This is a genomic window from Pseudarthrobacter xylosi, assembly GCF_055412765.1.
The window spans coordinates 11800-24564 of record NZ_JBVAYT010000007.1 but is presented as its reverse complement, the minus strand read 5'-3'; the positions used below and the strand labels follow the sequence as shown (position 1 = coordinate 24564).

Below are 12765 nucleotides of genomic sequence, written 5' to 3'. Positions count from 1 at the left end.
AGCTTTAAGTTTCCGGGGCGCTCCTAGGCCACTCCTCGCCGCCCCAGCGTGCTAGGACGACGATCGCCTCGCGCAAGGCGAGCCCTCTCTCGGTCAGCGCGTAGGCCCGGGTGTTGTGCCGGAGTGGCAGGCGGGACAGTACGCCGGCGGCCTCGAGCTCGCGCAGGCGGGTCGCGAGCATGTTGGTCGGTACTCCGAGGTCGCGCTGCAGATCGCCATAGCGCTGCGGCCCGTCGAGCAGCCGCTCCACGACGAGTAGGGCCCACCGCGCTCCGACGATGTCGAGGGCTGCGGCGAGGTTACTCACGCGGTCGGATCGACGTCCGGCTTCATCCAAAACGGCGAGTAGTGGTAGCCGTCGGGGTCGTCGAATTGGCGCTGGTACATGAAGGGGTAGTCGTCGGTGTCACCGATCCGGCCGCCGGCGGCGCCGGCGCGTTCGGTGAGCTCGTCGACCGCCTCGCGGCTGCCAAGGTCGAATGAGACCGTGACCTTCGAGGGGGTGTCGGGTCCGCCGACCAGCTCCTCGGCGCCGCCGACGCTCGCGTACATCTCGCGGCTACCGAGCATGACGTACTGCTCGGGCGCGATCTCGAAGCATGACACGTTGTGATCGGACATCTTGGCGTTGAGGGTCCAGCCGAGGGCGGTATAGAAGGCGGTCGCGCGCTCGACGCTCTCAACCGGGCAGGTGATGAAGAGGCTCATGCGACCTATACTTGCAAAATGCAAGTATGACGTCAAGGCCTGGCCACTTCACGACTTGCGGGCTTGTAGGAGCCCATTCAGAGCTAAGGCCGAGTAATAGGGACCAGACCGTGCGTCGGCAATGCTGCAGACAAGGATCGTTGATCGGACAATCTGACCGGGAGTAGAGGCCGTCCTTCCGTGATCGTTGCCTGCTGAATTGTGCGAGCACTGCACGCAATCTCAGACTGGAGCCTCTCCCCACCAATGCTCAGTGACCACGACGTTGTAGCCAGCTCCCAGGGCAAGGCGGACCTGGCGCAGAAGGCTTACTCCCTCTGCGACCCAGCCAACGTCACCTGGGCCCGAAAGAGGGACTTTGTCTTCTTCGAATTGAGAGTTCCAAGACATGAGCTGCTCGGCGAGCTCGCGAGGGAGCCCCAGAGATCGCAAATCCGCGGGTTTTCCTTGCTCCCACAGTGGACCTGGGCCATAGTCCGGCCAAAATTCTAGTTACATCACTGTCTGATTATCACCCGTCAGCGAATGTCGGCGGTGGCTCCCTGAATGCAACAACAACCCTCACGAGCTGTCCCGGTGAGGGATCCTCAATCGGGCACACATGGGCGTGCACCAACTGCCGACATGCTGGTCGCGCTGCTCTACGAGGCGGTCGTGCCGTGGGCCTCATGATCCAGATTAGCTAATGCGTTGGCGCGCAATGCTTCCCGATCACGAGCAGGTTCGGATCGGTGGTTTATCACCTCTGCCATCCGGAGCCGGTTCCAAAGTGCTGTGAAGGTGCGCGCGGCCAAGTGGGCGGAGCCGGCCAGCATCAGCATGGTCGTGAAAATAAGAATGTGGCCAAGGAACATCAGGAAACCGATGCCGAGGGTCAGGAGAAAGGTCATGTTGAGGGCAGCAGTTGAAACGTCCATCATTTGTCCTTGAGCTCTCTTCTTGCGATATGGGCGGACTATGGTCCGGGCAGAGGCGCCCTGCGCGGCTCCAGTTTGTCTGTTCAGGTGCCCAGTAGGCGGCGTTCGTGGGCGAATGCGACCAGCTGGAGCCGGGTGCGGAGTTCCAGTTTGTCCAACACACTGCGCAGGTGAGTTTTGATGGTGGCTTCGGAGACGAACAGACTCTCCGCCATTTCACCATTGCTGAGGCCTTTGGCCGCGAGTAGAAAGACGTCTCGCTCCCGCACGGAGAGGACGTTGAGTACGGACAAGTCCGGACCGGCAGCGGGAACATTGCGGGCAGCATGCTCGAAGAGAGAGTGGATAGATCCTGGCGCGATGACGGAGTAGCCGGAGTGGACGGTCCGGATCGCTGCGAGCAGGAATTCCGGTTCCGCGCTCTTGAGCAGATACCCGCTCGCCCCGGCCTGCACGGCCTGGACCACGGCCTGATCTCTGTTGAAGGTGGTCAGTGCGATGATCTTTGGCTTGTCGGTTCCGGCCGCCGTGGCGTGCTGCACGATCCGACGGGTGGCTTCGACGCCATCCATGACCGGCATACGCAGGTCCATCAGCATGACGTCCGGACGCCGTTCGATTGCCAGGGTCACCGCCTCTTCCCCATCACCGGCCTCTCCCGAGAGCTCCAAGTCCTCCTGGCTTTCTATCAGCATGCGGATACCCGAACGGAACAAGGGCTGGTCATCCACCAGGGCCACGGTGATGGGTGTCCCGGCATCAGCCACGGTCGGCTGCTTCCCGTGCGGCCCCTGCCGGAACGGGAAGACCCGTTGCGGCCAGCGCCGGCTGGGCTTCCGCACCCGAAATTTCACCGAAGGTACTCCCGGCTTCGGCACCGGCTGTATCGTCCGCTGCCCTCGTTTCCCGGGTTGCGTAGGGGATGAAGACCGTCACGCGGAAGTGTTCGCCGTCCGGTCCGGCGGTCAGCCAGCCGCCGGCCAGATGGGCGCGTTCGCGCATGCCGGGAAGTCCTCTCCCGACCCGGGCGGCAGCAGGGTTCGCAGCGTCTTCTTGGCCGGCCGGGGCAACGGCCGAGGCCACATGCAGGGTCAGGCCCGGCCCGCTCCAGTCAAAGTGGAGCCGCACGTCCGTGCCGCGCCCGCCATGTTTGAGTGCATTGGTCAGGCACTCCTGAACGATCCGGAAAACCGCCATCTCCTGCCCGGAGGAGAGCTCCACGGGTGTCCCGGACTCGCTGGGGTGGATCTTCAAACTGCCGCGCTGCATACCTTCGATTAGTGCCGGGATGTCGCTCAGCCGAGGCTGGGGCGTCACCATCCCGTCATCGCGTACTCCTTCGATCACGCGTTGGGCATCCACAAGGGCGCTGCGGGCGGACCGGGCGATGGTGTCCAGGGCATTGAGGACGGCCTTGGGCTGGTCCTTGCTCAGATAGCGGGTGCCGTCGGCTTGGGCGGCGATGACCGCGAGGGAATGGGCGAGGACGTCGTGCAGATCGCGGGCGATGCGTGTCCGTTCCTGCTCCACGATGAGGTCGATCTCGGTTTCCTTCATGCTGCTCTGGGCCAGCTCCCTGGCCCGGAACAGACTGCCCCGTTCCTGATACAGCGCCAGCAGAAGTCCGACGGCGGCGCAGGCCCCGGCGATCACCAGGAGGAGCGCAAACAGCTGCCAGCCAAAGTCCTGCAGCATCCACCGGTCGCCGGCGTACGCCGGCGGGTACCAACCGACGCCGTCGCCGTATCTCCACGAGAGCATCAGGAACGCCATGACGGCAGCGGCGACCACGTTCACGCCCCCAGCGATGTACCGCATCCGCGGTGGAGCGGTCCACATGATGAAGCCAAGAGCGACAAAGGAACCCAGATAGATGGCCCAGTGATTGGAATACATCGCCGGCAGGGCATGACTCAACTGTCCGGCAAGGAGCGCAACCGTGAACCCAAGGGACACCAAGGGTTTCCAGGAGGCGGTGGCAACAGCCAGCGTCATCAGGGCCAGCGGCCAGTTCCCCGACCATGACAACCAGGACCCTCCCATCCTGCCTGCCTCGGCCACACACCACAGGGAGAAGAAGATGACGGCCGCCACGGGGGCGCCCCAACGCCGTGCAAATTTCAGAACTGGTTCCATGCCAGTCACCATATCCACGGCAATCACACCCTTCTCGCCATATCGGTGCAATCTCAACCTAAAAGCCAGATGATTCATTCTTTGAGCCAGCTTTTGGGCACGCAGCGACGCGTGCTGAGTCCGAATCACGGCATGCTCAGCGAGCGATTCGGGATCGATAGTCGCCTTCATCCGAGAACAATTCTCAATGTTTCCCGTAGAGGGTTCCACTAACGGACCGGCTTATGGGCAGTCGGTGCGTCTTGGAGGCCCGCCGGAAGAACCTTGGATAGGGCGTCCTCTCGCGGCTGCCTTAGGCCAGGACGGCCCACCCCCGTGGTGGCACCAGGACGGCGTTCGCACCGTCATCGAGTGTCGCCTGTCCGGCTACGACGGTAGTGGCGCCCGCGGCGCTGATCCGCTGGGTGTCGTGCGAGAGGTTCAGTGCGACCACGAGCGCATCGGCGTCAACCGCGATGCGGTAGGCAAGCACTTCATTGGAGAGCTGGCGGACGTCTGTGGTCGCACGATGCAGCCATGGGTTCCGCCTCCGCACCCCGATGAGCTCCTGGTGCACGGCGAAGATGGGTCCTCCCACGGCCAAGAGCTGGTCGGGGGAGGACGGGAAGAGAGGCCTCACGTCGTCGTCGCCCCCTGCCCTGTCCTCCTTGACGCCCCGGTAGCCCTGCTCGTCGCCGTAGTAGATGGACGGCGTTCCGCCGACCGTGAGGAGGACGACGACGGCGTGCGGGACGAGCGCTGCATCGGTGAGCTTGCTCGCGATGCGGGTGACGTCGTGGTTGCCGATGAAGGTGAGCGGTGCATAGGAGCGCAGGAGTGCGTTGTGTCGTTCGAATGCAGCTGCGAGTTCGAAGAAGTTCGCGTCATTTAGCGAACTCCAGACAGCCTTCCAGAGCTCGTATTGCGTGGCGGAGTCCAGGCCGCCGGACCGGACCTCTGATGCATAGTCGCCGTGGATGTACTCACCCACGAAGTACGCATCCGGATGGGATGACCGGACGCGTGCCGTGACCGTGGCCCAGAACGACGACGGGACGGCATAGGCGGCGTCGAGTCGCCAGCCGTCCGCACCCCGGCGCAACCAGTGCTCCATGACTTCAACGACAAAATCAGCAACGGCCGGCTCGTCATGGTTGAGAGCCACGAGGTGGTGGTGGCCTTCGAAATCGCGGTACGCGGGTTCGACGCCGGGAGCGGCACCGTCGGGCCATTCGAGCGAGAACCAGGAGGCGGTGTCCGCTTCCGGCCCGCGTACGAGGACATTTTGGAACGGCGCGAAGGAGCGCCCGGTGTGGTTGAAGACGCCGTCGAGCAGTATGCGTAGTCCGCGACGGTGTGCCTCGGCCACCAGGGTGTCGAAGTCCTGCTCGGACCCGAGCCGCGGATCGATCCGGAAGTAATCTGTGGTGTCGTACCCGTGCGTCTCCGATTCGAAAATGGGACCGAGGGCCAGCCCCGATGCCCCGAGTTTCACCGCGTAGTCCAGCCACGGGACAAGGTCCAGCAGCCGGCGGTCAGCGGCGGGTTCCGGCGTCGCGTTCTTCTCCGCGCCGACGAAGCCGAGGGGATAGACCTGCCACCAGATGGCGTGCTGGACCCAGTCAGGTTCGATCATTGCGATGAGGCTCTTCTCTTCGTTCCCGGCCGACCCACTAAGGCCGGCAGGCCGGCCCGGACGGGGCCGACGTCCCGTCTAGGCTATATCGACCGGGATGTGGGCCGGTGTTGAGCTGTTGAACTGATGCTCACGGGCTTTACGCTCAGTACGGGTTCACCGAGCGGACCGAGCCATCGAAAATGATGGCTCGCGTCCGTTGACCCATCCTTCAACGGACGTTCCATGAGCGGACGGAACAATGAGTCATCGAAGATGCGTGCCAAGGTGGTACGGCCAAGCGCGCTCATCCTGGGATTCGACTCCTTGTAGTACCAGACCAGGCCCACCGCCTGCTGGAACGCCCATGCGGCCCCGCGCCACCACTCGAGGTCATCGCATGCGAGCTCGTTGCGGAGGAGCGTGCGCCTCTGGTCATCGAGCAGGTGCCATACGGCGACGAGATCGAGTGAAGGGTCAGCTGGAGCGAAACCTCCGCCATCCAGAACGCCAATCAGCCGGTCGCCATCGACGAGGAGGTTGCCGGGAATCAAATCGCCGTGGTTCATCACTGCCGGCCCACCAGCCGGCAGGCTTCGGAATGCTGCCCAGAGGGTGCGGAGCCGATCGACGGGCAGCAATTCCTCACTCTTATGGAAACAAACCTCCATCCACTCGTCTGAGTCCTTCAGGTTTCCGCCGCGGCCGGCACCCGCGAACTGGCGTCCTCTCGTGTCGGCGGCACGAAGCGAATGGATGAGGACAGCAAGGTCATGCGCGAATGCATCGGAGTGCGCTACGCCGTTGGCGGTTGCAGTAATGCCGGGTAGCCAAGTCTGGACCGACCACGCCAGTGGATAGCCGTAGCCCGGATGGCCCAAGGCAATGGGCACCGGCGTGGGGAACGGACAGCATGCCACTAACTCGCGCATTGCAAGGGATTCTCGAGCAAGCTCGGCGCTAGAAGCAGCCGGGTCAGCGTGGCGGAGTGGGAAACGGGCCGTGACATCAGCGCCGATTCTGAATATGGCATTGACCGTGCCGTCCGTCACGATGCGGCGGACGGGCTCATGGCGCCATTCCGGAAACTGAGTGGCTATCAACCGGCGAGCAACGGCTTCGTTAATCGGTAGTTCGTTGTCGTGCATTGCCATGCCTCCGACGCTACCTGATCCGAGCCAACGGCCCAGTAGAGGATCCCTCAGCGGACACCTTGGGTGCGGGAGGGCTGCCATGGTCCGTGCCCCACAGCGAGAGGGACTTGGCATCGGCGCGTAGGGTGCAGTGCGGGTAGTCGTTTGAGCATGAGTCGTGCCGGACGCGGACTAACCGCCGCCACGGAGTTCATTACGCACTGCATGACCGTTTCAGGAGCCGGCTGACAGGCGCTGCTGCCGGCAAGTGTCCGGTTAGGGCCCCCTGCGGGACACGCCTGGGGCTTTGTGCTCGTTAGCCGGTGTCTTTGCCGGAGGCCCTCGCACGGCGGGATGTGTACACACGACTTCCTGCGTGCAACACTGCGTTGATGAACATCTTCGAGTGGTGGCCTCTGGTCGATGTGGAAACACGCGGCTGGCTTATTGAGCACAATGGCGAGCCGCTGCCGCAGCATGTCATCGCCGCTATCTTGGTGGTTACGGGCGGCGAGACCGATTCTGCGTGGTGGGCTGGCGAATCAGAAGACGGCCCCCAGCTTTCCGACGAGGCCGTAGATTGGATCGAGGCTGTCGCCAACGATGAGGAGCCGACAACCGGCTGACATTTTTCTGCAGCTAGACCTCGGAGCCTATGGCATTGCCGAGCTTGGCGATGGTCTGCTCGTTACGTCGGTAGTGCGAGAACTGGCCGATGCGAGTACAGATCACAAGATCCGCGCGCTGCAACGTGGCCATGAACTGTGAAGCGGTTGACTGTGACACGTTTGCACGCGCCTGAATGTGTTTCAGACACACTCCCACCTCGTCTGCTGGCCGGTCCTGCGGCGGAAATGAGTTGCCGTCCTTGAGCCAGCCCAGAATCGCCAAGCGCGTTGGGTGACCAAGCGCTTTGAACGCGCCCACCAGTTGATCGTCGCTGAGTTCTCCCATGGGTCCACTGTAGCTCTAATCGTAATATCGCGATGCCACGATATTGTGGTACAACTTGGATCGATAAATCTTGATTTTACGATGAACGAGGAGTTATGGCATCGAAAACTGCATTGGTCGTCGGAGCACGCGGTGTGATCGGCGGAAATCTGATCGAGCACCTCGACCGCGCAGGAGGCTGGAGGATCATAGGGCTCTCTCGGCGGGGAGGGGCTAGTAAGGGATCGGTTCGGCATATCTCGGTTGATCTTCTGGACAGGGACCACACCGCCGCGAAGCTTGCCAGCCTGACTGAAGTCACCCATATCTTCTATGCCGCCTATCAGGACCGCGCCAGCTGGGCGGACCTGGTGCCGCCGAACGTGGCGATGCTCGCGAATGTCGTCGACGCGATCGAACCTGTGGCCCCGGACCTGGAGCACATCAGTTTGATGCAGGGGTATAAGGTCTACGGCGCCCATCTAGGGGCTTTCTCGACGCCGGCCCGTGAAGACGATCCACCCCACATGCCACCGGAGTTCAACGTCGACCAGCAACAGTTCCTTGAACGACGGCAAGTCGACGCCGCCTGGTCGTGGTCCGCGCTGCGCCCCTCGGTTGTGGCTGGCATAGGGCTCGGCAACCCTATGAATCTCGCCATGGTGATTGCGGTGTATGCCTCCATCAGCAAAGAGCTCGGCATCCCTTTCCGGTTCCCGGGCAAAGCCGGGGCGTACACCAGCCTGATCGAGATGACCGACTCAGGGCTGCTGGCGGAAGCGACCGTCTGGGCGGCAACGAACCCCGAAGGTCAGAACCAAGCCTTCAACATCACGAACGGTGACATGTTCCGCTGGTCCTCGATGTGGCCAAAAATTGCAGCATTCTTCGATCTCGACGTAGCGCCACCTTTACCGATGAGCCTGAGCGATGTGATGGCAGACAAATCTGATCTCTGGGATGCCATGGTTGCGAAGCACGCTCTGGCGAAGACCGCCTACTCTGAGGTGTCTTCCTGGCAGTTTGGCGATTTCGTCTTCGCGTGGGACTACGACGTTATCGCTGACACTTCAAAATCGAGACGTGCAGGCTTCCACGCATATGTTGAAAGCGAAGAGATGTTTCTGAGAATCTTCCAGAGTCTCCGAGATCAGCGGCTGATTCCCTAAGCCGGTCCGCCTACGTTCCATGCCCTTGAAGGAGCGTTGATCCTCGTCAGTTGATGATTTCGCCTCGCTCGTCCGCCAGGAGTGCTGCGAGCCGCTCCTTCCATTCCTGTAGCGCCTCGGGCGCCAGTCGTGTCCAATCGGTGACTTCGCCGATGACCCTGAGCGGGGCACTGCTGCGAAATGACCGGGTGGGGTTGCCGGGGAATTTCTTGTCGGTCACGTTCGGGTCGTCCTCGAATGCCCCGGTCGGCTCGACCTCGTAGACGCGCGGGGCGCCGTCACCCGCCGCGAGTTCCGCGGCGAGTCCCGCACCGTTCGGAAGAGCGGTGAAATAGATGTGATTCATCACGACTTCGGGACGGTAGTTCGACCTGAAGCCCGCCCTGAGGAGATCACCGTGCCGGAGGTTGGCTTTCGTGCCGTGAAAGAACGGACCCTCGTCCAGCGGTTTGCTCACAGCTACAGCCTAAGCGTCTGAACCGCTGGCTGCCCGGACGGAGAGAACCAAATCAGCGTTGCTCTCTTGGCGTTATTCATGGCCCCAGCCTAAAGTCCGCCGCTGCGATAAACTTGGAACTTGGCTGTCACAGAGCCATGCTTCCCCTTGAGGCCTGCCGAGCGCCTTGGGGTAACCCCACCGCAGCGAAAGTAGCACCGTGTCCCAAGATGTCCTTAGCCCCGCCCGGGTCAACGAGATTCACAAACAGGCGGCCCGGCGTCGGACGTTTGCTGTTATCTCGCACCCTGACGCCGGCAAGTCCACGCTCACCGAGGCCCTGGCGCTGCACGCGAAGGTGATTGGCACCGCCGGCGCCTCCAGCGGCAAGGCCAACCGCAAGGAAACAGTCTCGGACTGGATGCAGATGGAGAAGGACCGCGGCATCTCCATCAGCTCCGCGGCGCTTCAGTTCTCCTACCGGGACACCGTCATCAATCTGCTGGATACCCCCGGCCACGCGGACTTCTCCGAGGACACGTACCGCGTCCTGGCCGCCGTCGACTGCGCAGTGATGCTCGTGGACGCCGCCAAGGGCCTGGAAACGCAGACCATGAAACTGTTCGAAGTCTGCAAGGCGCGGAACCTGCCCATCATCACCGTGATCAACAAATGGGACCGGCCCGGCCTTGACGCGTTGGCGCTGATGGACGAGCTCACCGAGCGCACCGGCCTGCAGCCCATGCCGCTGACCTGGGCCGTGGGTATCTCCGGTGACTTCCGCGGCGTCTGGGACCTCCGCCAGGACCGCTTCGCCCGCTTCCAGCGCAACAATTCAGGCGCCAACATCGCACTGACCGAGTACTTCACGCCCGAAGAGGCCGCGGAGACGCAGGGCAGCAACTGGACCGACGCCGTGGATGAGGCAGGCCTGGTCATCGAGTCCAACCTCGAATTCGACGTCGAAGCCTTCCACGCCGGCACCGCCACCCCTATCCTGTTCAGCTCCGCCGCCCTGAACTTCGGCGTGAAGGAACTGCTGGACGCCCTGGTGGACTTCGCGCCGCACGCCGCCCCCCGCCCCGACGTTGAAGGCAGCCCGCGCCCGGTCGAATCGTCCTTCTCGGGCTTCGTCTTCAAGGTCCAGGCCGGCATGAACAAGGCCCACCGCGACCACGTCGCCTTCATCCGCGTCTGCTCCGGAGTTTTTGAACGCGGCATGGTGGTCACCCAGACCCGCACCGGAAAGTCGTTCGCCACCAAGTACGCCCAGCAGGTCTTCGGCCGCGAACGCGAGGTCATCGACGAGGCCTACCCCGGCGACGTTGTTGGTCTGGTCAACGCTTCCACGCTGCGCGTCGGTGACAGCCTCTTCCTCGAAGACGCGGTGGAATACCCCGCCATTCCGCTGTTCGCCCCGGAACACTTCCAGGTGGCCCGGTCCAAGGACCCCAGCAAGTTCAAGCAATTCCGCCGCGGCATCGAGCAGCTCGAGCACGAGGGCGTCATCCAGGTGCTCCGCTCCGACGTCCGCGGCGACCAGGCGCCGGTGCTCGCCGCCGTCGGCCCCATGCAGTTCGAAGTGGTGGAGGACCGCATGGCGCACGATTTCAGCGCCCCGATGCGGCTGGAACGCCTGCCGTACTCCATCGCCAGGATTTCGACGGCGGACGCCATGCCCGCGCTGGCCAACGTGCCCGGCGCTGAGGTGCTGCTGCGGTCCGACGGCGAATACCTCGCATTGTTCAACGACGTCTGGGCCCTGCGCCGGATCGAGAAGAACCACCCCGATCTGACCCTCGTGCCCATCGGCACCCACAACCCCGCAAAGTAGCGTCCAATGCCTGCAGACCAACCCCGCGCGCTGATCACCGGCGTCGGCACCATCAACCCGCTCGGATCCACCGTGGCGGAGACCTGGACCGGCCTGCTGGCGGGACAGTCCGGCATCGCCGCGCTGGATCAGGACTGGGCGGAGCAGCTGCCCGTTCGTATTGCCGGACAGGTCACCGCCGACCTTTCGGCGCACCTCACCACGCGCGAGCTGAAGCGGATGGACCGGTGCGGGCAACTGGCCCTGGTGGCTGCCCGCGAGGCCTGGCAGCAGGCCGGGGCGCCCGACGTCGACCCCGAACGGTTCGCCGTGGTGATCGGCTCCGCCTATGGCGGCCTCGGCTCCACCCTCGAACAGGACCGTGCGCTCGCCAGCGGGGGGCCCCGCCGGGTCTCGCCGCACACCCTCACCCGGCTGATGGTCAATGGCCCCGCGGCCTGGGTCTCCATTGACCTCGGTGCCCGCGGCGGAGCCCGGACCCCGGTCAGCGCCTGCGCGTCCGGCGCGGAGGCGATTGTCCAGGGTGCCGAGATGATCCGCTCCGGAGCGGCCGACGTCGTGATTGCCGGCGGCGTGGACGCATCCGTCAACGACCTGGTGATCACCGGGTTCTCCCAGATCCGGGCACTCTCCACGCGCAACGGCGACCCCACGCGCGCCTCGCGCCCGTTCGACGGCGGCCGCGACGGTTTTGTCCTCGCGGAAGGCGCCGGCATTGTGGTGCTTGAGAGTGAGGCCCACGCCCGGGCACGCGGCGCCGCCATCCTCGGCGCAGTGGCCGGCGGCGCGATAACCTCCGATGCCAACGACATCGTGGCCGCGGACCCCGCCATGCAGCGGCGGGTCATGCAGAAGGCCCTGGCCTCGGCCGGAATGCAGGCCTCGGACATCGGCTTCGTCCACGCCCACGCCACCTCCACCCCGGTAGGGGACCGGCTCGAAGCGCAGGCCATCAACGCCATTTTCGGTGCCGACGTGCCCGTGACCTCCACCAAGGGCCACACCGGCCACCTGCTGGGCGGCGCGGGTGCCTTGGCCGCCGTTGTGGTGGTCCAGGCCCTGCAGACCGGACAGCTCCCCGGAACGGCGAACGTCGAGGCGCTGGACCCCGAAGTGAACCTGAACGTCGTGACGGAGAAGGCCCACACGCTGGCGCCCGGATCCGCCCCTGCCGGTTTTGTGAACGCTTTTGGCTTCGGCGGACACAGCGTTGCCCTGGTGATCACGGGCAGTTAGCCGGTGGCGCGGTGATCCGCGACATTCCCTCGAGGCTGCGCCGCTACGCCACGGGTCATTTTCTTGATCTGTTCAGGCCTGAGCCCTGTCAGGGATGCCAGCTCGAATTCGTCCAAAATCTGCTGCCTGCTGGCCTCGGCAAGCAGGTGCAGGCGCTCCACTTCAACTGCTGCCTTCGAGTCCTCCAGGGCGGTCAGTTCCCGCAGCAAGTGTGAGATCGCCCTGAGGTGACAAGCCGCCGCCATGCCCGTCGGCTGCAGGTCGTCGAAGGCACGGCCGGTCCGCCTAACGGCCAAGGCGGACAGATGGGTAATCCGGGCCAGGTCCGCGACCGGCGTGCCGTCCCGGAGGGCCTGCGCCACCAACTGGCTGAGGCTCGCTGTCAGAGACCGGATCCGGCTCGACCGGTAGCGGATAGCGCCCTGCCTGTCCGTGAGCAGCCGGCTGAGCTCGGCCCGTTGCTGATCCGCCGCTCGCCGGCGTTGATCGCCTCGATAGCGGTAGCCTCCTCGGAGAGAGGAGCGCACCGGGCGCCCGAGCGCCCCGCTGTCCGTTGCCGTTGCTGGTTGGTGGCGGGCCATCGGTTCCTCTCCCTTGAACAGTACGCACAACGCTAGGCGTGTCCGCGGCTCCCGGGAAATACCTAAATCAGGTGCGGCAATAAGTGAA

At 64.0% G+C, this 12765-nt stretch carries 14 protein-coding genes and 1 pseudogene; 4 read left to right on the top strand and 11 right to left on the bottom strand.

All coding sequences use genetic code 11. From position 1 onward, the window contains the following. Nucleotides 1–4 precede the first annotated feature (4 nt). The 8 genes and pseudogenes from ACZY1F_RS15055 to ACZY1F_RS15025 form a co-directional block, all read right to left on the bottom strand. Nucleotides 5–307, bottom strand: a complete 303-nt coding sequence (locus tag ACZY1F_RS15055; protein WP_463942656.1) for a winged helix-turn-helix transcriptional regulator — start codon at nt 305–307, stop codon at nt 5–7. Continuing rightward, entirely contained in the window at nt 304–708 is a 405-nt protein-coding gene (locus ACZY1F_RS15050) for a VOC family protein (RefSeq protein WP_463942654.1), read from the bottom strand. Before ACZY1F_RS15050 ends, ACZY1F_RS15055 begins: the two co-directional genes overlap by 4 nt. A gap of 222 nt (nt 709–930) precedes the next feature. Then, nucleotides 931–1182, bottom strand: a pseudogene (locus ACZY1F_RS21260) (immunity protein CdiI family protein); the annotation flags it as partial. Nucleotides 1183–1349: 167 nt separating this feature from the next. Beyond that, nucleotides 1350–1625: a hypothetical protein gene (locus ACZY1F_RS15045; protein WP_463942652.1), complete on the bottom strand. Its 276-nt coding sequence runs from the start codon at nt 1623–1625 to the stop codon at nt 1350–1352. Between the two features lie 83 nt (nt 1626–1708). Continuing rightward, nucleotides 1709–2392, bottom strand: coding sequence for a response regulator (locus ACZY1F_RS15040; RefSeq protein WP_463942650.1), 684 nt, complete (start codon nt 2390–2392; stop codon nt 1709–1711). After that, the gene (locus ACZY1F_RS15035) at nt 2385–3761 is read right to left on the bottom strand and encodes a sensor histidine kinase (RefSeq protein WP_463942648.1); all 1377 of its coding nucleotides are present in this window, start codon (nt 3759–3761) and stop codon (nt 2385–2387) included. The genes ACZY1F_RS15040 and ACZY1F_RS15035 overlap by 8 nt, the downstream gene beginning before the upstream one ends. Nucleotides 3762–4053: 292 nt before the next feature. Continuing rightward, nucleotides 4054–5376 (bottom strand): alpha-amylase family protein, encoded by a 1323-nt coding sequence (locus tag ACZY1F_RS15030; RefSeq protein ID WP_463942646.1) that lies wholly within the window; start codon nt 5374–5376, stop codon nt 4054–4056. Nucleotides 5377–5459: 83 nt separating this feature from the next. Then, nucleotides 5460–6509, bottom strand: a complete 1050-nt coding sequence (locus tag ACZY1F_RS15025) for an aminoglycoside phosphotransferase family protein (protein WP_463942644.1) — start codon at nt 6507–6509, stop codon at nt 5460–5462. Nucleotides 6510–6880: 371 nt separating this feature from the next. Between ACZY1F_RS15025 and ACZY1F_RS15020 the strand changes: the two genes are divergently transcribed. After that, entirely contained in the window at nt 6881–7114 is a 234-nt protein-coding gene (locus tag ACZY1F_RS15020) for a hypothetical protein (RefSeq protein ID WP_463942642.1), read from the top strand. 13 nt (nt 7115–7127) lie between these two features. Here the strand turns inward: ACZY1F_RS15020 and ACZY1F_RS15015 are convergent, their stop codons facing one another. Beyond that, a complete protein-coding gene (locus tag ACZY1F_RS15015) occupies nt 7128–7442 on the bottom strand; it encodes an ArsR/SmtB family transcription factor (protein ID WP_463942640.1) in 315 nt (104 codons plus the stop codon). Nucleotides 7443–7537: 95 nt separating this feature from the next. Between ACZY1F_RS15015 and ACZY1F_RS15010 the strand changes: the two genes are divergently transcribed. After that, entirely contained in the window at nt 7538–8590 is a 1053-nt protein-coding gene (locus tag ACZY1F_RS15010) for an SDR family oxidoreductase (protein WP_463942638.1), read from the top strand. 46 nt (nt 8591–8636) lie between these two features. Here the strand turns inward: ACZY1F_RS15010 and arr are convergent, their stop codons facing one another. Then, complete coding sequence (gene arr / locus ACZY1F_RS15005; protein WP_463942637.1) at nt 8637–9047, bottom strand: NAD(+)--rifampin ADP-ribosyltransferase; 411 nt, start codon at nt 9045–9047, stop codon at nt 8637–8639. 199 nt (nt 9048–9246) lie between these two features. Here arr and ACZY1F_RS15000 point away from each other — a divergent pair, with 199 nt between their 5' ends. Continuing rightward, nucleotides 9247–10860 carry a peptide chain release factor 3 gene (locus ACZY1F_RS15000; protein ID WP_463942636.1) on the top strand — a complete coding sequence of 538 codons (1614 nt, stop codon included), beginning with the start codon at nt 9247–9249 and terminating at the stop codon, nt 10858–10860. A 6-nt stretch (nt 10861–10866) separates the two neighbouring features. Continuing rightward, on the top strand, nt 10867–12096 hold the full coding sequence (locus ACZY1F_RS14995; RefSeq protein WP_463942635.1) for a beta-ketoacyl-[acyl-carrier-protein] synthase family protein: 1230 nt from the start codon (nt 10867–10869) through the stop codon (nt 12094–12096). Here ACZY1F_RS14995 and ACZY1F_RS14990 read toward each other — a convergent pair. Continuing rightward, nucleotides 12093–12677 carry a hypothetical protein gene (locus tag ACZY1F_RS14990; RefSeq protein WP_463942634.1) on the bottom strand — a complete coding sequence of 195 codons (585 nt, stop codon included), beginning with the start codon at nt 12675–12677 and terminating at the stop codon, nt 12093–12095. The two genes, ACZY1F_RS14995 and ACZY1F_RS14990, sit on opposite strands and share 4 nt — an antisense overlap. Nucleotides 12678–12765: the final 88 nt, after the last annotated feature.